General features: G+C 31.1%; 18 protein-coding genes. 3 read left to right on the forward strand and 15 right to left on the reverse strand.

All coding sequences use genetic code 11. The features are described from left to right. The first annotated feature begins 81 nt into the window (after window positions 1-81). Complete coding sequence (locus tag ACE939_RS06775) at window positions 82-2,496, forward strand: thiamine pyrophosphate-dependent enzyme (protein WP_378188130.1); 2,415 nt, start codon at window positions 82-84, stop codon at window positions 2,494-2,496. A gap of 13 nt (window positions 2,497-2,509) precedes the next feature. On the opposite strand, the gene ACE939_RS06780 is transcribed toward ACE939_RS06775, so the two are convergent. Continuing rightward, window positions 2,510-3,127 carry a hypothetical protein gene (locus ACE939_RS06780; RefSeq protein ID WP_378188132.1) on the reverse strand — a complete coding sequence of 206 codons (618 nt, stop codon included), beginning with the start codon at window positions 3,125-3,127 and terminating at the stop codon, window positions 2,510-2,512. A 797-nt stretch (window positions 3,128-3,924) separates the two neighbouring features. Here ACE939_RS06780 and ACE939_RS06785 point away from each other — a divergent pair. Both ACE939_RS06785 and ACE939_RS06790 read left to right on the forward strand, forming a co-directional pair. Beyond that, entirely contained in the window at window positions 3,925-4,668 is a 744-nt protein-coding gene (locus ACE939_RS06785; RefSeq protein WP_378188133.1) for a LytR/AlgR family response regulator transcription factor, read from the forward strand. Window positions 4,669-5,144: 476 nt separating this feature from the next. Then, entirely contained in the window at window positions 5,145-5,789 is a 645-nt protein-coding gene (locus ACE939_RS06790) for a hypothetical protein (RefSeq protein WP_378188134.1), read from the forward strand. Between the two features lie 168 nt (window positions 5,790-5,957). Here ACE939_RS06790 and ACE939_RS06795 read toward each other — a convergent pair whose 3' ends face one another. The 14 genes from ACE939_RS06795 to ACE939_RS06860 form a co-directional block, all read right to left on the reverse strand. Further along, window positions 5,958-7,892: a leucine-rich repeat domain-containing protein gene (locus ACE939_RS06795; protein WP_378188135.1), complete on the reverse strand. Its 1,935-nt coding sequence runs from the start codon at window positions 7,890-7,892 to the stop codon at window positions 5,958-5,960. 224 nt (window positions 7,893-8,116) lie between these two features. Next, window positions 8,117-10,168, reverse strand: a complete 2,052-nt coding sequence (locus tag ACE939_RS06800; RefSeq protein ID WP_378188136.1) for a leucine-rich repeat domain-containing protein — start codon at window positions 10,166-10,168, stop codon at window positions 8,117-8,119. 224 nt (window positions 10,169-10,392) lie between these two features. Further along, the gene (locus ACE939_RS06805) at window positions 10,393-12,372 is read right to left on the reverse strand and encodes a leucine-rich repeat domain-containing protein (RefSeq protein WP_378188137.1); all 1,980 of its coding nucleotides are present in this window, start codon (window positions 12,370-12,372) and stop codon (window positions 10,393-10,395) included. A 227-nt stretch (window positions 12,373-12,599) separates the two neighbouring features. Next, entirely contained in the window at window positions 12,600-14,588 is a 1,989-nt protein-coding gene (locus ACE939_RS06810; protein WP_378188138.1) for a leucine-rich repeat domain-containing protein, read from the reverse strand. Window positions 14,589-14,729: 141 nt separating this feature from the next. Continuing rightward, entirely contained in the window at window positions 14,730-16,487 is a 1,758-nt protein-coding gene (locus tag ACE939_RS06815) for a leucine-rich repeat domain-containing protein (RefSeq protein WP_378188139.1), read from the reverse strand. A 175-nt stretch (window positions 16,488-16,662) separates the two neighbouring features. Beyond that, entirely contained in the window at window positions 16,663-17,142 is a 480-nt protein-coding gene (locus tag ACE939_RS06820; protein ID WP_378188141.1) for a hypothetical protein, read from the reverse strand. Between the two features lie 56 nt (window positions 17,143-17,198). Then, window positions 17,199-17,624 carry a PH domain-containing protein gene (locus tag ACE939_RS06825; RefSeq protein WP_378188142.1) on the reverse strand — a complete coding sequence of 142 codons (426 nt, stop codon included), beginning with the start codon at window positions 17,622-17,624 and terminating at the stop codon, window positions 17,199-17,201. Between the two features lie 34 nt (window positions 17,625-17,658). Then, on the reverse strand, window positions 17,659-18,318 hold the full coding sequence (locus ACE939_RS06830; RefSeq protein WP_378188143.1) for a hypothetical protein: 660 nt from the start codon (window positions 18,316-18,318) through the stop codon (window positions 17,659-17,661). Between the two features lie 162 nt (window positions 18,319-18,480). Next, window positions 18,481-19,104, reverse strand: coding sequence for a VirB8/TrbF family protein (locus tag ACE939_RS06835; RefSeq protein ID WP_378188144.1), 624 nt, complete (start codon window positions 19,102-19,104; stop codon window positions 18,481-18,483). A 130-nt stretch (window positions 19,105-19,234) separates the two neighbouring features. Continuing rightward, the gene (locus ACE939_RS06840) at window positions 19,235-19,615 is read right to left on the reverse strand and encodes a hypothetical protein (protein ID WP_378188145.1); all 381 of its coding nucleotides are present in this window, start codon (window positions 19,613-19,615) and stop codon (window positions 19,235-19,237) included. A gap of 26 nt (window positions 19,616-19,641) precedes the next feature. Then, on the reverse strand, window positions 19,642-19,923 hold the full coding sequence (locus ACE939_RS06845) for a hypothetical protein (RefSeq protein WP_378188146.1): 282 nt from the start codon (window positions 19,921-19,923) through the stop codon (window positions 19,642-19,644). Window positions 19,924-19,929: 6 nt separating this feature from the next. Further along, on the reverse strand, window positions 19,930-20,841 hold the full coding sequence (locus tag ACE939_RS06850) for a hypothetical protein (RefSeq protein WP_378188147.1): 912 nt from the start codon (window positions 20,839-20,841) through the stop codon (window positions 19,930-19,932). Between the two features lie 9 nt (window positions 20,842-20,850). Beyond that, entirely contained in the window at window positions 20,851-21,420 is a 570-nt protein-coding gene (locus tag ACE939_RS06855; RefSeq protein WP_378188149.1) for a hypothetical protein, read from the reverse strand. Then, window positions 21,407-21,880, reverse strand: a complete 474-nt coding sequence (locus ACE939_RS06860) for a hypothetical protein (RefSeq protein WP_378188150.1) — start codon at window positions 21,878-21,880, stop codon at window positions 21,407-21,409. Before ACE939_RS06860 ends, ACE939_RS06855 begins: the two co-directional genes overlap by 14 nt. Window positions 21,881-21,928: the final 48 nt, after the last annotated feature.

A 21,928-nucleotide genomic window follows, 5' to 3' on the forward strand; every position in this document is an offset into this window, starting at 1 on the left:
TTTCACAAAAAAATTAAGAATTTTGCTATTGCACAAACTTCTAATTTTAGCTACATTTGCAAATATCCAAAACTCGTTCACATGCAGTCTGAAACACTATCTACGTCAACTATTTCATTTGAAGAATATAGAAATCAAATACTTAACGATTACAAAACCGCTTTATTAAGTAGAGAATGTAGTCTTCTTGGGCGCAGAGAAGTATTGACTGGTAAATCAAAATTTGGAATTTTTGGAGATGGTAAGGAACTTCCACAACTGGCAATGGCAAAAGTCTTCAAAAATGGAGATTTTAGATCAGGGTATTACCGAGATCAAACTTTTATGATGGCTATTGATGCGTTATCTCCAGAACAATTTTTTTCAGGATTATATGCACATACCGATATAAATAGAGAACCTTTTTCTGCAGGAAGACAGATGGGAGGCCATTTCTCCACACATAGTCTTAACGAAGACGGGTCATGGAAAAAACTAACCGCACAAAAAAATTCCAGTTCGGATATTTCACCAACTGCAGGTCAAATGCCAAGACTCCTTGGATTAGCACAAGCCTCAAAAGTATACCGAAGTGAAAAGGGACTTCATGACCAAACAGACTTTTCCATCGATGGTAATGAGGTTGCTTGGGGAACTATAGGAAATGCTAGTACAAGTGAAGGTCTATTTTGGGAAACTATAAATGCTGGAGGTGTTCTACAAGTACCCATGGTAATTAGCGTTTGGGATGATGAATATGGTATTTCTGTCCATGCAAAACATCAAACTACCAAAGAAAATATATCTTTATTACTTGAAGGTTTTAAAAGAGATGAAAACCATGATGGTTATGAAATTATAAAAGTAAAAGGTTGGGACTATCCTTCTTTGATTGATGCTTATGAAACTGCCGAAAAATTAGCCAGAGAAAAGCACATACCTGTTTTGATTCACGTTAAAGAATTAACACAACCTCAAGGTCATTCTACATCTGGATCGCACGAGCGTTATAAGGATGAAGAACGATTAGCTTGGGAGCGAGAACATGACTGTATCAAAAAATTCAAAGAATGGATTATTGATCACAATGTAGCCTCTGCTGAAGAATTAATTGCTATTGACAAAGAAGCAAAAAAAATTGTACGCCAAAGTAAAACAAGTGCTTGGAAAGAATATTTGTCTGAAATTGTCGAAGAGCAACAAGAAGCTCTGAAAATCCTAAAATCTGTCGAGGCAAAAAGTGAAAACAAAAATTTTATAGCTCCTTTAATAAATGGACTGGCCCAAAAAGACGAACCTATACGTAAAGATATATTAGAAGCTACTCGTAAAACACTTCGTTATCTTACCAAAGAAGACTTTGTCGAAAAAGGAACTTTGCAAAGTTGGATTACAGATTATATTAAAAAAATACAACCTAGATATAGCAAACATCTCTTTAACGAGAATCAAACTGGTGTTACGCAAATTAAAGAAGTTGTTCCCATATACGACGCTGACTCAAAAGAAGTTGATGCACGCTTAATTCTTAGGGATAACTTTGACATAATTTTTGATACATTTCCTCAAGCCTTAATATTTGGTGAAGATAGCGGTAAAATTGGGGATGTGAATCAAGGGCTCGAAGGGCTTCAAGATAAATTTGGAGAAACTCGAGTTTCGGATGCGGGAATACGAGAAGCAACTATACTTGGTCAAGGAATTGGAATGGCCATGAGAGGTTTACGACCCATTGCCGAAATACAATATTTGGATTATATTCTATATTGTATACAAGGCTTAAGTGATGATCTAGCCACTCTACGCTACCGTACGTTTGGCACTCAAAAAGCACCACTAATTGTAAGAACACGAGGACATCGCCTTGAAGGAATTTGGCACTCTGGATCACAAATGGGAGGACTTATTCACTTACTAAGAGGAATTCATCTTTTGGTGCCACGTAACATGACCAAAGCCGCAGGGTTTTACAATACACTCTTAGAAAGTGATGAACCTGCTATTGTTGTAGAATGTCTTAATGGGTATCGTTTAAAAGAAAAAATGCCTGCAAATTTATCCGAAATTAGAACTCCTGTGGGAGTTGTTGAGACTATCAAAGAAGGTGTTGATATTACATTGGTATCTTACGGATCAACATTACGACTTGTAGAACAAGCAGCCAAAGAGTTATTAACTACAGGGATCAACGCAGAGATTATCGATATACAATCATTATTGCCATTTGACATACATCATGATATTGTAAAAAGCGTAGCCAAAACTAATCGTCTTCTTATCATCGACGAAGATGTTCCAGGTGGAGCATCTGGATATATTCTTCATAAACTTATAGATGATCAAAATGTTTACAGACATCTAGATAGCAAACCACAAACATTGAGTGCACAGCCACACAGACCTGCTTTTGGAACTGATGGAGATTATTTTAGCAAACCTTCTGCCGATGATATTTTTGAAAAAGTATATGCTATCATGCACGAGGCTAAACCAGCAAAATTTCCAAAATTAAGATAACTAAAAGCTTAAATTAATTATAATTTTCAATAGCTAATCGTTCTCCGTTTTGGTAAGAAATAACAAATATCTTCTTACTAAAACCAGAGGCGATTAATATTTTTCTAAAATCCTGTGCTGCTTTTAAATTAGGAAATATACCTAAGCTTAATTTATTAAATTGGGAATCTTGATAACTAAGACCGTTGATATGATCTGAAGAAAATTCTGGATGACTTTCTGGTAAAAATGCCGCAATTTGCACTGAATAAACAACACCTTTGTTCATAAGCTCTCTACTTTCATATAGATCAGCTTCGTATTCAGAGTTTTTAAGGTTTACATTATGATGTAGCGATGAGTTATCAATACTTTCGACTTTGATAGAGTCAATAATCCTAACTGCCGAATCCTTAGACACAAAATTAGTTTGGGTAGTTATAAAGTTTGTATATAAGTAAGAACCTACTGCAAGTAATGTAGTTAATAAAAATGTGGAGCTCGCGATTTTCCATTTTTTTTTGGAAACACAAGTTTGTTTAATTGTCGATGTTTTGTAATCTAGAAGTCTTTCTAGATCTTTTTGCTTTTTCTCTGCTTGCTCAATTTGTTCGTGAAGAGAGAGCAAGTCTTCTTCTTTAATTATAGGCATAAGAATATAGGGGATTTGGTTAACGTCTAATTTTATATCATACTTTTATTTTAATACAACAGATTTATAATATGAAGTTAAAATCTCTATGAAAGATCAACATTCTTACTATCTAACATTGCTTTGATGACGAATTCTTTGTTTATAACTAATTTTCAACTTAGCTGTATATCACAAACTAAACAATCCTATGCAATTGAATACGAATACAGAAAACCTAGCTTATATAAAATATTTAGTAGTTTAACATGTAAAAAATAAATCGATTTTATCTCTACCCTATTTCCTTAAAAAGGATATAAGAAATTAGTCATCTAACATTTCAATTTTATATTACAATTACAAACAAATTTCTCGTAAAAAACAATATAGTGTAAATCTAAGAAAAATCCTTCAAAAACTATGTATTAATTGCTAATTAATACTAATTAACACTTTAAAACGTTATTTTTTAACTTTTAAACGTGTTTTTAGCCAAACTAGCTCAATTTATTCAATACAAAATAATCAAGACAAAATGTAGCTTATATCAAATAATCTTATATACTTGTAAAAAAAATGGTTAACTGTATTAAATAATTAATTTTGATAATTCATATATGCTTAACAAAATGAAATTTCTAGATATTCTGATTTGCTTATTTCACTATTCCTAGCTATTAAACACTGAAGTACTGCTCAAAAATTCTTTAAAAAAGTTTATCAATTAATTTCTATGTTATAAAATTGTAAATTACTGATAATAGATTTTTCCAGAATATTTAAAACATCTTAAAACTAATCATACCCCTAATAAAATGAAACAGATACGTACAATTATTATTGATAATAATCCTGAACACGCCGCTTTACTAGATCAAACTTTACTTAAAAAATACGACAATATTGTTATCTCTAGTACTGCAACTACTTTGAGAGATGCCAAAGAAAATATTAAAAAGGATGATTACGATATCATTATTTTAAATGTAATGCTAGAAAATGAATGTACTTTTGAAAGTCTTTCTTCTTTTATGCATTATGCTAATGAAAGAGAACTTATCATCTTATCTCATACAGAAAAGTATGCGCTAAATGCTTTTGAATATGGAGCTACAGATTTTGTTATTGTTCCTGTTACATCTAATGCTATCACTAAAGCTATTGATAAAGCTATTAAAAACATACTATTAAAAGATGCCAATATTTCTCAAGGATTTCAATCTAGCAAAAAACCTTTAGAAATTATTGCAATTTCTAATACTCATAAGGTAGATTTAATTCCGGTTAATGAAATTATATACCTCAAATCTGAAGGGAAATATACTCTTTTTCACACCACAAAAAAAGGTGATCTATTATCGAGTAAAAACTTAGGTGAGTATGAAAAATTGTTATCCGATGATTCCTTCTTTAGAATACATCACTCTTATATTGCTAATATTAAATATGCGATAAATATTCAGAAAAAAGATGGTATATATCTAGAAATACCAAATAAACAATTCTTACCAATTTCTAAAAGAAAGCGAGAGTCTCTTTACCAATATCTGGGTATTTAGCATTTTATAAAACGGTCAGTTTGTTTAACGTTAAAGTTTTGTAACTGACCGTTTATATCATTTTTATTTTTTTTCGAAATAATGTGTATCTCGTTAACAACTCGTTGAGTACAAAAATTTTGCTTTGGTTATACTACATTCTTCTTGATCTTCCTGATTTTTTTCATAAATCTGTGGTTGAACTTCTTCTGGTTCTGGAGTTTTCTATTTCTAGATTATTATTTATTTGAATTGACCTCCTCCCATTTTATACAGGACAGTTTATATTTAGAGTATTCTGAGAAATAAATGGTCAACGTTTAAAATTATGATTACCTAATTAATTTCATTCGTATCATCGCCAACTAATATTGATTTTAATTGTTTTACTTGTGAATACTTCCTGATAAACGAAGTAGAATATCCTATATATAGCACGTACGTATTTTATAAATATATTAAAAACTAATAATCTTACATTCCCTTAACTATTAATTATGGAAGAACACTTAAATTTATTTTATAAAAAATCAAACATTATTGGGTACACAGGAGACATCGATAATAATCCTACAGTTTACTTTTTAAAAACGGATAGCCAAGGTTCGCACATATTTGGTCATATAACTCAAGCACATGAAGTTGAAGATAATGTTGGCAGATCCAATGTCTTTATATCCGATGAATACAAATTAGAAAATCGATGGGTAAAACTTCATGAAAACAAATATACGTTTACTGAAGCTAAAAGTTTAAACAGTTCTTATGTTAATGTAGAAACTATTGGTAATGATATTCTTCATGTCTCACGTCATAAATTTAAAGTAGCAAATACTGATATAAAATTGAATAAATTAGCACAAGCTATAACTAAATACCCTAATCTGAAAAAGATTGCTAAGACGATGAATGAAAAGCAACTTATGAGTACTGAAACGGTAGATTTTAAATCAATTAAACCTCAATTAAAACCTACTAAAAAAGAAACCGCTCAAAAGAATAAGGCAAAGTTTACTAGTGAGCAACTAAAAGGTTTTGTAAACCTTGCATTTTCTTTAGGAGAATCACAAAATGATAAAAATGTTAAAGAAAAAACTTCTAAGGTGCTTGATAAAAAAAAACAACGCAAACACGGAATGTAAATTAAAGACTTGTTTATCATCATATTACGGGATCATACACAAACCATCTTTGTTATACAAGAGGATGCAACTTAAGATATGTTGCACCCTCTTTATAAGCAGTATCTTATAAACTGTATAAATTCTTGAATCTTTGGTTAAAAAATTAATTCATTGTATTATTTAATTCTAAACACCTCTTCCGCGAGGGCTTCGGGACCTCCTTTTTGGATTTTTATTAGAGTTTTGCTGTTTAATAGATGTTAAAGTAGCTGCGATATTGCTTTTAGATTGTTCTATGAATGCATGTGTAACATTATCATAATTTTCGACTGCTTCGTTAAAAAGTGTGGTTCTAAGATTATTCTTTAAAGCTTGCGTATCAATAACTCTTAAGACATCGCTACGATCATAATATGTTACAGAAAGTTCTTTGGCTTTCGGATCATTCTCTAAATAGTTTTTAAACTCACTTTCAAAATTATTGATATTACGGCTTATATCAGTCTCAATAGCTAAACTTTGACAATGTTCTTCTCTCAATACCATTAACTTTACAGGATCCACTATATACTTATTGTCATCACTTTTTATTAAAATATCATTATTATCTTTTTTACAACAAATATTAGCAAGAGCTAGAATTGCATTTTGGTCATCCCGTACCATATTATAGGCAAACTCTAAACTGATAGATTTTGATTCTAAAGGAGTTCTGGGTTCCTCTTGTAAAAAAGGAGAACTATAATTCTTCCTAATATTCTTCACCTGATCTTTAGTAGCTACAGGAGCATATATAAAATTGACAAGACCGCTAATTTTTTCTATAAATTCAGTTGTATTGGCTTCTTGACTACTAAACTTTTTTATAAGTGACTTTTCTAAAGCTTCTCTCTCTAACAGGCACTCTAAAAAAGAATCCATTTTGCCATTTTTGGCATGTATTCCTATATGATTTTGTATTAATAAACTAGTTACTGGAGTCGCACAGTGACCTAAAGAAGTAGTTATGGTCTGTAATTCTATTTCACTCCTACCTTCTGTATTATCCAGAACTTTATTTAATATTTCTTTTACGTTTTTTCTGTATATTTCTTGAAGCTCACTTGGATTTTCTTCAGTTGATAATGGACTAAATTCAATGAAATTTGAAATTACTTTCTCAGTAGACAATTCATTATTCTTTGCATCTTTATATCTCTTATCAGAAGTATAAAGACTTGTTAATCCATTTTTTATTTGGTTGCGTTCTTCTTCTGTTGGATAAAGTACAGTCAAAGCCTGATCTACAGTCAACGCTCTAATTACTAAGTTATTTGTTACAACAGCACTAGTACTAAGATCTTGTATCCAGCTTAAGGTATGTTGATCTAAAGGGTTTCCTGCACGCTCAATTACTTCTAGAGACTCTAATTGACGTATATTTTCTGGTAGACTTGTTAATCTATTAAAAGACAATTTAAGATGTTGCAAATTAGAAAGTTTACCAATACTCTCAGGTATTGCAGTTATTTGGTTTCCCGAAATATCCAAATTCTTAAGGTTTGATAAATCTCCTATACTATCTGGTAAAGAATTGATTTGATTATTTTTTACATTTAAAGCTATGAGTTCTCCAAAAGAACTCATATTTGGTAAACTATTTAATCTATTCAGGTGTAAATTTATCTCTTTTAGGTGTACTAATGCTGTAAAATTATCGGGTAAAGCAACTAACTTATTGGCAGTTAAATTTAAAGATTTAAGATTACTAAGTTTACCTATACCATCAGGTAATCCAGTTAATATATTATGACTTAATTCTATACTCGTTAGATGTTTTAAATTTTCAATTTCATTAGGAATAGAACTAAGTACTTTATTGTTACTAATCTTTAATTTTGTCAACTCTTGCAATGAACCCAACTCCTTAGGGATTTTGGTTATTTTAAACGAATCTTCTAAAGTAAACTCTTTTAGGTCTGGAATTTCCTTGTTGATATATACTATTAATTTTTTTAAACCCTTATCCTTTAGGTCAAGACCAAAAAATTTTAATGATTTACCATTTTCTCTAGCAACCTGATGCACATACTTTTTTGCATTTTCTAAGACTTCGTCCTTTAGACTTAAGATATTTCCCATTTTTTTTTATTTTATTTTCACCTTCATTGTATAAACAATGGCGAGCGTTATTACTATTAAATATTCTAATTAGAACTAATATGTTGAAGCTATCGATTATAAATAGTCTTTTGAGTTAATCAATAGAACCAGATACTTAGTATTAAACTTTTTTTATTTCTAATATTGGAAACATAAGTACTCTTATCCTTGAGCGCGATTATAAACAGTACGTTTTTACTGTTTTACATACCTCTTGATCTTCGTCTAGATCTTCTTTTGGTACTCGGAGTTGAATTGCTTGGTGAATGCATAGTGGACTGAGTAGAATTTTTCGTATTGTCTAAATAGCTAAAAACTTGTATAGACTGTTTGGCTTCTCGTTTAAATGTATCCATAACAGTATTATAATCATCAGTCGTTACTTTCACAAGTTTGCGCATAAGACTATCCTTCAACATTTCTATATTAAGAGTTTTCATGGCTTCAATATTATCATAAAAATCTGCAGCAATCGTTTGGGATAATTCATCCTTTGTAATGTAGTTTAAAAAATCTCTTTCAAAATCATCAAGACATCTACCTATGGGTGTAGCAATACCTTGACTTTGACAATAGCTTTCTGCTATATTTTTTAACTTAATAGTATCTACGATGTATTTACCATCCTCTCCTGCAATAAGATTGTTCTGATCATCGGTCTTGCAACAAATACGGGCGAATATTTTTATCTCATCTTCATTTTCAGTTGCCCTGCGATTCGCATACTCAGGATAGGCGCTCTTAGATTCTAAGTATGTTTGTCTACCACCTTCTTGAAGTATTGGGACATCATATTTCTGATTTTCTATAGTCTTTTTATCGTATATTAAATTAATGAGGCCATTTATTTTTTCAATGAATTCGCCATCTGTCGATTGCTGGTTTATTATTGTTCTAATTTTTTCTTCTAACGCTTCTCTCTCAATAAGCGTATTCATTATAGTACTATTTATAACATTATTTTGGTTATTGTTATATAAATAATATTGTATTAAAAAACTCTTTACTGGAGTGGCACAATTACCTAATGAAGTTGCCATTGCTTGTAGCGTTAATTCTCTAACATTTTGATCACTCCCTAAAACCTTATCTAACAATGATTTTGCAACTGTATTATAGATTTCCTGTAGCTCACCCTTACCTCCACTAGATGCTTTTTGTAAAAATTCGTTTATTACTTGTTTGTTTAATAACTCATTACCTACTCCATTAATATAGTTACTAGTTGTATTGTTGCTATAAAGACGTTCTAAAGCTTCTTTTATCCGATTACGCTCTTCTTCCTGAGGATATAGAATGACTAGGGTCTCAGCAATATAATTCTTGTTAGAGATTTGATTACTCATTATTACATTTAAAATACTGGAGGCGTTCTCTAACCATCTGAGCCATACCATTGATTCTTCAGACAAGGGATTTCCTCTTACACCAATCATGTTTAGATTGTTCAATCCACTAATACTTTCTGGTAAGACGGTTAATTCATTAAAATTTAAACCCAAATATTCTAGATTTGTGAGTGATCCTATTGTATCTGGCAGAGCTTGTAAGAAATTAGCACCTAATTCAAAATTTATAAGTTTATTAAGGTTACCTATTGTTTCTGGCAAGGTCGCTAATGAATTAGAGCTTAAATCTAAAATTTCTAAATTTGATAAATCTCCAATACTACTAGGCAAATTCTCTATTTTATTAAATACCAGTTTAAAATTTTTAAGGTTATCCAGTTTACCTATCGTTTCTGGTAAACGTTTTAATTCATTCCCATTTAAATATAAAATTTCTAAATTTGATAAATCTCCAATACTACTAGGCAAATTCTCTATTTTATTTCGTCCTATATATAATTCTTTAAGCTTATCAAGGTTACCTATCGTTTCTGGTAAACGTTTTAATTCATTATCATTTAAATCTAAAAATTCTAAATTTGATAGGTTAAAAATTGTTTCCGTAATAGTCGTTAATTTAGGGTTCTCTTTTATAATTAACCTTTGAACCTGATGTAACTCTCCTATTTCTTCAGGGATTTTTGTAATTTCACTTAAACATTCTAAACTTAACACCTTAAGGTCTGGAATTTTTTTATTAATATATTTAATTAAACTTATTAAGCTCTTATCATTTAATTTTTTTGTTTGGTTATCAAAATAATCCTCAGTAAAAATTAATTCTTTGCCATTTTCTCTAGCAACCTGATGCACATATTTTTTTGCGTTTTCTAAGGCTTCGTCCTTTCGATTAAAGATATTTCCCATTTTTCTTTATTTTATTTTCACCTTCATTGTATTAACAATGGCGAGCATTATTACTATTAAATATTCTAATTAGAACTAATATGTTGATGCTATCGATTATAAATAGTCTTTTGAGTTAATCAATAGAACCAGATACTTAGTATTAAACTTTTTTTGTTTCTGATATTGGAAGCGTAAATACTCCCAACCGTGAGGGTAATTATACACAGTACGCTTTTACTGTTTTAGACACCTCTAGAACGAGTTCGGGACCTTCGTCTAGAACTCTTAGTTGTATTAATGGTAGTTGATTTTATGGATATACTATCTTCTTTTTGATTATCAATCACTTCTATACCCATTATTCTATCTTTACACTGTTGAACAAATTCATTTGTATGTTCCTCATAATTACTAGGATCCTCGCTTAACAATGCAATCCTAAGTGTGTTTTTTAATGTATTAGTATCTATCGCAGCTGATACCTCGGGGTTATCATATTGTGTACAAATAAGATTTTGGGCCTTTTCATTAGTAGATAAAAGATCATTAAACCCTGTCTCAAAGTTGTTAATACAACTACCTATTGGGGTTGTAATTCCAAGATTTTGACAATACTTTTCTTTTAGTACTATCAATTTTATGGGATCTACAATATACTGGCCGTAATCATTTACAATTAACGTATTGGTATCATCCACCTTGCAACAAATTTCGGCGAATTTTTCCATATCTGCGGGATGCTGTTTTGCCATTAAATATGCATATTCATAATTACTAGTTTTTGAATCTATAGTGTGCCTAGGATTTTCTTGATATATCGGTAAAATATAATTATGGATACCTACAATAGCATTTCTAGTCTCATCTGGAGCGTAGATAAAATTGACAAAACCATTGACTTTTTCTATAAATTCTTTGGTATTGTTGCCTTGACCTCCAAGTGCTATTGTAAGCGATTTTTCTAAAGCCTCTCTTTCTAAAAGATTATTCAAGGTAGTACTCATAATGCCATCATTTGATGCAACACCAATGTGATGCTGTATTAAAAAGTTCACGACAGGAGTTGCACAATCACCCAATGCGGTTGCAATCTTTGCGAGTGTATCCTTTTCTGTCTTCTTATTTATGAGCTCTTCTATTAAGGATCTAGCCGAGTCAATATACATTTCCTGTAAATCGCCAGTACTTTGTAGTGGTAAATTTTTTATAAATTGCATTACTACCTGTTCGTCAGAAATCTTTTCATTTCTGCCATTCAAATAGACTTTTTTACGATTAAACCTTCTATAAAAAGTTCCATATATCTTGTTAATCTTTTCGTCATTGACAAAAATTATCTCAATATTTTCTCTGAGCCTACTTAATCCTCGTCTATCTGTATAAATTATTTCTGTGTTAGAACTTGTCCTCAAATTATTAATCTGATTAATTGCTTCTCGGTTTAAGAAGTTAAAATCCAACGATAAATGTTGTAAAGAGTTTGGAATACTAAATCTTGATGGTAAGGTTTGTAGCCAGTTATCATCTAATGTAAGCTTTTTGAGATGATCCAATTTGTGAATCACATTGGGTATTTTCTTTATTAGATTATCCGATAATAATAAAATTTCAATATTTTTGAGGTTTCCAATGGCGTCTGGCACTTCTCTTAATCTATTATTTCTAGCGTTCAACACTTTCAAATTTGTCAAAGAACCTATAGAACTAGGTAGCGCTTTAATTTTATTTTTATATACCAATAAGGATCTAAGCTCCTTAAGATTCCCTATTTGTTTAGGTAATGTATTTAATTTACAATCAACAATATATAGTTTACGTAGCTTGGATAACTTTGTGACACTCTTTGGTAATTTTGAAAGTTTAGTTTTAGAAAGGTCTAGACTTTCTAAATGCTCTAAGTTTTGGATTGTATCAGAAATTTTTTTTAAATTAGGATTCTCTGATATGTCAAGGTATTTAAGCTCTTTTAGCAACCCTATTTCTTTGGGTATAATTGGGCTACCTATAGCATTAATGGTTAATTTTTTAAGATCTGGAATTTCTTTATTTATATGAATTAGCAAATCCCTTAACTCTGTATTGCTTAATGTCTTCTTAGGCTTTTTCAAAAAAGATGTTTTCTCTGTAGGAGAAATTAATGTATGCTGTAGAGATAATTCTTTGTCCCCATTATTTTTTGCCTCTGTTACCAGAAGTTTAGCATTTTCTAATAAAGTGCTCATGCTCTATTTTTTTAGGTTAATATCATTGTTGTAAGTAAACATTTGTTAGTATCGTACTAAGAAGTTTAGCTAAATAAGAATTCAAGTATAGGTTAGGTACATCTTTTAGATTTTTAATACAAATCAAAAAATAATCAACTATATAACGTACAGTTATACTATTGATATCGTACCGATACAATAACCTCTTCGCTGGGCATACTTATAAACAGCAAGCTGTCGTTGTTTTACATACCTCTTGAACTTCGTCTAGATCTTGGCCTAGTACTCGTAGTTGTACTGGTGGTTGACGACCTTCTTGACACGCTATTTTCTTCTTGATCTTGAGGTATTTCAATACCTTCTATTCTAGCTTTACAACTATTAAAAAAAATTTCTGTATGTTCTTTGTAATCACTAGGGTCCATACTCAACAATTCCCCCTTAAGTGTATTCCTAAAAGCGTTAGCGTCTATCGCCTCCATTACTTCGGGATTCAAATAGTGATCAGATATTAGCTCTTGTGCATGTATATTTTTTTTATCCCTGAAATACTTTTGAAACTCTGCATCAAAATCATCAAGACATCTACCTATGAGTGTAGCAATACCTCGACTTCGACAATAGCTTTCTGATATATCTTTTAACTTAATAGTATCCACAATGTATTTACCATCCTCTCTTTCAATAAGATTATTTTGATCATCGGTTTTGCAACAAATACGGGCGAATATTTTTATCTCATCTTCATTTTCAGTTGCCCTGCGATTCGCATACTCAGGATAGGCGCTCTTAGATCCTAAATACTTGTTTCTACCACCTTCTTGAATTATTGGGACAACATATTCCTGATTATTTATAGTATTTTCATCGTATATAAAATTACTGTAGCCATTTACTTTTTCAATGAATTCGCCATCTGTCGATTGCTGGTTTATTATTGTTCTAATTTTTTCTTCTAACGCTTCTCTCTCAATAAGCGTATTCATTATAGGACTATTTATATCTCTGTTTTGTTGATTGTTACCTAAATAATATTGTATTAAAAAACTCTTTACCGGAGTGGCACAATTACCTAATGAAGTTGCCATTGCTTGTAGCGTTAATTCTCGAACATCTGGATCACTCCCTAAGACTTTATCTAACAATGATTTTGTAGCTGTATTATAGATTTCCTGTAGCTCACCAGTACCCCTACTAGGTATTTTACCTAAAAATTCGTCTATTACTTGTTTGGTTGATAATAGATTACCTTCTTCATCTTTATAGCTATTATCTTTATTATTAGTATAAAGACTTTCTAACGCTACTTTTATCCGAGTATGATCCTGTTCCTCGGGATAGAGTAACTCTAGAGAGGTAGCAGCGTTAAATACCAGAGAATTTTCATCTGGTGTTGTAACTGAAAAACCATCCATATCAATTGGATTATCAATTTGACTTCTATATGAAAATGAGTATAGCGATTCGCTATCTTCGGTTATGTTAAATCCTTGACTCAATTCATCATCTAATGAATTTAGGATGGTAAGTTCGGGTAAACTTGTTATCTCAGATGACAGAGTTTGAATAGAATTATAACTTAAATTTAATAACCTAAGGTTTTCAAGATTACATATCGAATCTGGTATACTTTCTAGTTGATTATTTTGTAAATCAAGAGTTCTCAACTCCCTTAAATCCCCTATATTATTAGGCAAAGCTTCTATTTCATTACTCTCCAGTTTTAAATTTACAAGATTATGAAGATCGCCTATCGTATCTGGTAACTCTTTAAGCTTATTATTATGCAATTGTAATTTTTGTAGTTTAGTCAGATTACCTAGAGATTCGGGTAGAACTTCTACAATGGTATTTGTCAACTCTAGAGACTCGAGATTGACTAACTCCCCTATAGTTTCTGGAATAACCTTTAATTTTTCAGTATCAACAATTTCTAGATTGACCAGATTTGATAGCCGACCAATTTCATCAGGCAAATCAGTAAGGTTTTCAAAATTACTAATTACCAATGACGACAATTCATTTAACAAGCTTATTTGCTCTGGTATTCTTGTTATATTAGAACAATAGTTAATCGATAACTCTTTGAGATCAGGAATTTTATCGTGAATGTATTCAAATAAGTATTTTAAATCATCATTTTGTAAATTGAAATTAAAGAGAAACAACTCTTTCCTGTTCCTTGAATAGGCCTCATTCACCTTTATTTTAGCATATTCTAAATTAATTGACATTATAATGTTGTTTTAAGATATTAAATTTATAATGAATACGATAACACTAACGATCGTTAAGTTATAAGCGGTTGATTTAAGAAAAAAAGTGGATATTGTGTTTTTGTAACTAGTACTGATAAAGCAAATACTTGGTTACTTTCACATACCTCTGGATCTTCGTCTAGATCTTCGTCTAGATCTTCGTCTAGTACTCGTATTTGTACTGGTGGTTGACGACCTTCTTGACACGCTATTTTCTTCTTGATCTTGAGGTATTTCAATACCTTCTATTCTAGCTTTACAACTATTAAAAAAATTTTCTGTATGTTCTTTGTAATCACTAGGGTCCATACTCAACAATTCCCCCTTAAGTGTATTTCTAAAAGCGTTAGCGTCTATCGCCTCCTTTACTTCGGGATTCAAATAGTGATCAGATATTAGCTCTTGTGCATGTATATTTTCTTTATCCCTGAAATACTTTTGAAACTCTGCATCAAAATCATCAAGACATCTACCTATGAGTGTAGCAATACCTCGACTTCGACAATAGCTTTCTGATATATCTTTTAACTTAATAGTATCCACAATGTATTTACCATCGCTTCCTGCAATAAGATTGTTTTGATCATCGGTTTTGCAACAAATACGGGCGAATATTTTTGTCTCCTCTACATTTTCAGTTGCCCTGCGATTCGCATACTCAGGATAGGCGCTCTTAGATCCTAAATATAGGTCTCTTGCTTGCTCATGGTATAAAGGCATAGTTAAATGATCCATAGTATGTTTACAATATATAAGATTACTATAGCCGTTTACTTTTTCAATAAACTCTGCTCCTCTCGCTCCCCTTTGTGCATTACTAAACGATTTTATAACCGCTTCTTCTAACGCTTCTCTCTCAATAAGCGTATTTATTATAGGACTATTTATATCTCTGTTTTGGTCATTGTTGCCTAAATAATATTGTATTAAAAAACTCTTTACTGGAGTGGCACAATTACCTAATGAAGTTGCTATTGCTTGTAGTGTTAATTCTCCAACATCTGGATCACTCCCTAAGACTTTATCTAACAATGATTTTACAGCTGTAAGATAGATTTCCTGTAACCCACCAGTACCCCTACTAGGTATTTTACCTAAAAACTCGGTTATTACTTGTTTGCTTGATAATAGATTACCTGCTCCATCTTTATAGGTATTATCTGTATTATTAGTATAAAGACTTTCTAACGCTTCTTTTATCCGAGTACGATCCTGTTCCTCGGGATATAGGGTGGGTAGTGTATCAATAGAATAATCCTCATAAGACGCTTGATTATCATGACTTATCTGTAAGTTCCCGTTAGTACCTTGCAACGATCTAAGCCATAGAATTGATTCTTCGTTCAAGGGATTTCTTCTAACACCAATTGATTCTAGACTATTTAAGCGATTAATACTTTCTGGTAAGATGGTTAATTGATTATTATCTAAACCCAAATATTGCAAATTTGTTAACAAACCTATAGTATCTGGCAAAACATTTATTTTATTAAATCTTAAGTTTAGTGATTCTAAATTTTCTAAACTACCAATAGACTCTGGAATATTAGTTAATGAAGTGTTTAATGAAATGTCTAGATCGACCAGTTTATTTAAATCTCCTATTTGATTAGGTAGTTGGATAAGACTTCTATTACTCTTTAGTTCTAATTGAGTTAACTCGCTAAATAAACTTATTTCTTGTGGTATTTTTGTAATTGTATGGTTATTTTTAATAGAAAACTTTTCAAGATCTGGTAACTTGCTATGGATATATTGTATTAGTTGTTTTAGTTCCTCATCTTGCAAGTTGAAACTAGCAAGATTTAACTCTTTACTTTTAAATAAAGTCATTACATCAACAAATTGTTTTGCTCTTTCTAATTGAGTTGCCATATGATGTTTTTGTTATAGTTATCGATATTTTAAATATGATGAATCTTTATCCACATGAGTGCTAAAACTATACCTAACCGCTTACCATTTAATTTGACGAAGCTATAGATAGAATGCTCTATATTTTAAAAAAAATTAAGAACGTTAAGTTTTTGCAAAACACTTATTCCTTATTTTATCTTTTAGGTCGTCTTGGTTTTTGTGGTTTTCTTTGTTTAGCTTCTTTTTGTGGTTGTCCTTTTTCATTACTACCTAAAGCCTTTATTTGTTCTGATAAAAGTGGATTTACTGTATATTTTATTTCGACTAGTTTATTTAATCTATTTATTTCGGATCTCAACTTGTTCTCTACTTCTTTATATTCTAAAGGCGAAAAAACTAGTAACTTATTTTCTCGGTTTCTGGCTTGTTTTTGGTTTTCTACAAAACTACCACTACCTACAATTTGATTTAATTTTGCATTTTCTTCTTTCAATTTTAAATCTATTACCTTACTATTAAGTCCTTCCAATTCAGCTATTGATTCTTGTACTTTTTTAGGATCTTTACCATCTAGCTTACTACTCTTATTAATTACTTCATCAATCTTTTTGGTTACTGTTGTTAAGCTATCCTTTGTAAAAAAATCTTTTATAGATTCAATACTCTTGTTCATATTTTTTTATTTAAATTTTAATACTTTTCTTTTTATAAGAATGTTACATGCTGTAGCTATGCTAAGTCCAATTCTCGCACTCCTTTAAGATCTCTGCGAATATCTACAGCTACTCTTAGCTTTTCTTTGATTATATATCCTGTTTCTAGTCCCATCAATACTTGCTTGGGGGTGTCCATATCTGCTGTGATTAGAACAATGTTTGATAACCCAAAAATTCTTAATAGGAAAGGCTCTGTAAGTGTTATGTCTTTAATTCTATATACTTCGAGCTCTTTGGTAGTTTTTGACAAAATTCCGCGCTCCTCTATAATACGTTGATCAGTTATGGTCAACTGATTATATTTGGTGTCCAGATATTTCCAAAAGGCAAATAAAATGCCCAAACCAAATACCAAGGATAATGGAATGCAGCATATATAGAACATAAAATTGACCCATTGCGAGGGTGTACCCTGCCATATAGTTTTTTCTTCTTGCATTGATTTATTATTTTTTGATACAAATGTTAGGTTGTTACAGACTTCGTCCTTTTTTCTTAGGCTTTTTAGGACGTTTTGGTTCTTTGTTTAACGTCGTACTTGCATTTAAATCTCCCATATAGTTGCTGGTGGGCATAGGAGAGCGACTGCTATTATTTTGGTTAATTCCTCGACCTGGTGATGGATTTAATATTTCATTTATTTGCCTTTCGGTCAATGGTGAAGATGTTCCTGATATGGAGCCCTCAACATTTTTTTGCTTTCTTTTCTCTATTAAAACTAACCTATCTTCTAGATTACTAATTGAGCGTGCAAGCTGTTCTTTTAAATTATTTATTTCTTTTAATATTGGAGCCATTTTAGTATTTTGAAACTTTTCCATGACCTTAAAAAGTTTATCATAATACTCCTGTTCTTCTACTGTAGCAGTCTTTTTAGAGATTTTAGTACTAATTTCAGAAAACTGATCTTTGTTAAAGGTTAAATTGTTTTTTTTGAGAAATTTTTCTCTTTCATTTTGAAAAGTATTATTAAGACCTTCTAACTCTTTATAATTTTGTTTATAACCTTTCAATTTTTGTTGATCATCCAATTGCTGTAGTAAAATATCATCGGTGGACTTCGTAATCCTAGCTAAGGCCTGTTTGGCTTTATTTATTAATACTACTTGATGTATAAATTCTCTAAATCCCATAATTTTATAATTAAAACGATATGTGTTAACATTCTATTTGTTTTGTTTGTTAACTTAGCTTCTAGGCAACTCGGTAAATTCATCTGCATCATAACACAAAACATTGTACTAAATTTATTGAATACCAAACGCTTATGCTTTTGTATTTTTAATAATCTAAACTTATTTGATTACAACTGGTTTGGACTCCAAATGATAATTTTCGATTAAAAGTCCGTGAGGATTTTTATTGGTTCTGGCTACATTATAAAGTACAAATTTGGCTCTGATATCGTTGATAGATTCGGATTTTTGGTCTGTTCTCAGTACTTTAAGTTTTCCATAAAATTTAGCCTGATAGGGTGTAACTTGATCATTAACCTTAATGGAGTCTATTTCTATCTTTTGCGTTAAATTTTGGGTTGATATTTTGGCAAAATGTCCATTAGCCTCTAAGGTTTTAAAAAGTTGTTTTCCTGATCTACCAGATAGATAGAGTGCCTTATCTATTTTTCTTTTATAATTAAATTGATCTATCTCCCAAAAAGCTTTGTGAAACATTTTTACATGATTGATAATCTCTGGCTTACGGTAATCATCTATTGCTCCTATTGGAATTGTTTGTAACAGTGCTGCTTGACCATCTTTTGTCAACACAAAAGCAGAATTTTTAATATTATTGGTGGTTATATAGGCCCATATAAGACTACCAATAGAAATAGTGATTGACATGATTAAGCAAAATAAAAGTGCTCGTCTGGCCAAAGCAAAATTAGCCGGTATATCTTTTAATGATTTTAAATCCATAAATTCTTATTTTTAATTTGTACTAGCAGAATGCATAGCTAATTTTAAAATTCAAGAATGCTGCATGCGTATACATTTTATAGGTGCAAACAGCATTCTTGTCAAATTGTGTATGATATGGCTTACTCAATTACCCATCCCACTCTACATCATTATTAGCTCCTGGTAAGAACAAATTAGCTATTAATGCTACTAAACCAAAAATGGCTAGTCCGATTATAAACCGAATAAAGTTCTTTTGCGCTTGCTCATTACCTTGCATATATTGGATAAATATTAAAAATCCACCGGCTATCGAAAAAATTCCTACCACTGCATTTAAAATGGTTTTAATTTGAGCTCCCCACTCGCTTAATCGTGTTTCAATATCTGCCTGTTGCGCAAAAATTGGTGCAACGTGTAGCACTAATATTGCTAATGTACATAGCATTTTGGAGGTTCTGATTCGTGCTTTAAGACGTTTTACGTCTACCTTTCTAAAATTCATAAAGTTAAATTTGGTGGTTTTCATATAGTTGTTTTGATTATTTCAAATTCTTATCGTCTCCTAATTATTGTTTTAAGAGGTTGATTAATGGTTACGCATTTAATACTAGAACCATATTTTAAAAGTGTTTTTAATTGTCCTTTTTCTGGATATTTTTTATTGATCTGTACATAACTTATGGCTACTGCTATAAAAAATAGGGCTCCCAAAAAAGAGGTAAATACAGTAAATAAAAATAAAAGTGAGCAAGCGGCTATAATGACAATAGTTTTGAGATCAAATCCTCCTATCACTGGCTTTTTTTCTAGTACTTTGGGTGTTTTGTAAATCATAGTATATTATTTTTTCATGAACCTTCTAGGTATAGAACCAACAGTTCTTAAACCAGATCTTGCCATATTGTTTAGTGAATACGAACTCATTATACTTGTACTGATATCGCTACCCGTGCTCACTAATAGATTTGCGAATTTGGGAACGCTAAGAATGGTTATGATCATTACTAACTGTAGAGCTACCGAAAATAAAATATTACCAAATCCTCCTTGTGCATTTCTTTGTACAATAACAAGAATCACTTTTAAAATTGAAATTATGGGTATCCATAATAGTGTAGATATAAACCCATAAAACCATTTTTTTAAAATTTCTTGATTGCCTGGAGCTAAGGAAAGTGGAAGTACAAAAATGCCAAGTATAAAATAGATCGCTTTATAGATGAGCTGCTTAAACAGCATAAAAGCTGTAACACAGGTTGCTACGAAATAAATAATTAAATGCAATAATTCTAGATTCTCACTAACACTAGTAATTGCGTAGATCCCATCACCCTCGGTACCATCTTCATTTGTAGATGAGTCTTCTATATGCGACATACTATCCTCAAAAGTAGAATTGAGATTATCAATATTACCGTTATTAGTCACATATAATGCGCCTTGATCAACAATTTGAGTGATTATATTTACAGGTTTTACCAAAAGGAACTCCACCAACGGTTGGTAAAGTGCGATTGCTGCCAAAATTAATATAGGCTTTACGAGTACATACGGGTCAAAATTACCTGAAGGATTTACAAAATATAGAATCACTTTGGATCCTACAAAGATGATCATAATAATAGCTGCAAGCATATGCGCATAGGTGGTTAAGTACTCTACATATTTATTTATTCCTAATAGATTGGCGCCTCCAACATTTCCAGAAAACATTGACTGCTCCAACGTTTTTATCAATTCATATAAATCCATATATCTTATTTATTTTGTTAACAACCAACTAGCTGCCATTAATGACTTCACATTTTTATCAATTTGTAAGATTCTGTTTCTTACATTAATAGTCCGTTTTAGTAATTTGAGTAATGCTGTATAATTGTGCCCTACCCCCCCGCTCAACATAAATTGACTATTGAGCAGTATTCTCTCTTGATTTAATTTTTTAAAATATTTTTCTTCCTTTACTAACTCAGCTTCATAGCGTATTAACCCATGTCGTATACGATAAGTCTTTAGCCCAAGATTCAATTTTATCTTGGCTATTTTAGTTTCTATAGTGCTCATCATAGTACTTACAGCTCCCGTAAAAAGAAGATTGTGAACACTCGTCGCTGGATTTCTATTTCTTGCATATTCTTTCTCTTTAACAGTGAGTTGAGCAATTAGACGAGCTTGTTCAGCTTTTAATTGTTTTTCTTTAGTCAATAATCCTAATATTACACCGTATTGACCTGCGGCAACTATATCAGCTATCGAATGCGACATAGATTGCCCAACCATTATATTTACATATAAAACAGAACACAATACGAACAGTCTAAAAGGTTTCATTTTTTATAGTTATTTTGATTACTTTTTCTAAGGATGTTAACACTAATAAAATCCGTTCTCCCTCTGGTATCGGATTCAAAGGATTAAGATAATCCCCAATAGCATTGCGCTCTTTTAACAGTTTAATACTATAGCGGGTTCTTATTATTTTATTGCGTAAAATATCTCCTGGATTAATTAAATTGAGTATCGGATATCTTTTTTTTATATAAGCATACGTGGGACTAGTACCCGTTGGAGAAAGTGCATATACAAAATTTTGCAAAGTAACTCCCTTTGTAATCCAAGCTGGAGATAATGTCGTTAATTCTAAAAGTTGCATATCCATTACAGAAGTAAAAAGTAAAGACTCTGCCGTATTAGCACTTGCATAAATTCCCATCAAACGGTTAGAGTTATTAATTGCTGTATAGTTGCCCTGAGATAACTCATCTCTTAAATATGTTTTTATGGGGGGCATTCTAATTGGTATTTGAGCACAAATACTGTTACAAAAAAATATGCTTAT

Source organism: Aquimarina rhodophyticola (assembly GCF_042434915.1).
Taxonomy (GTDB): domain Bacteria; phylum Bacteroidota; class Bacteroidia; order Flavobacteriales; family Flavobacteriaceae; genus Aquimarina.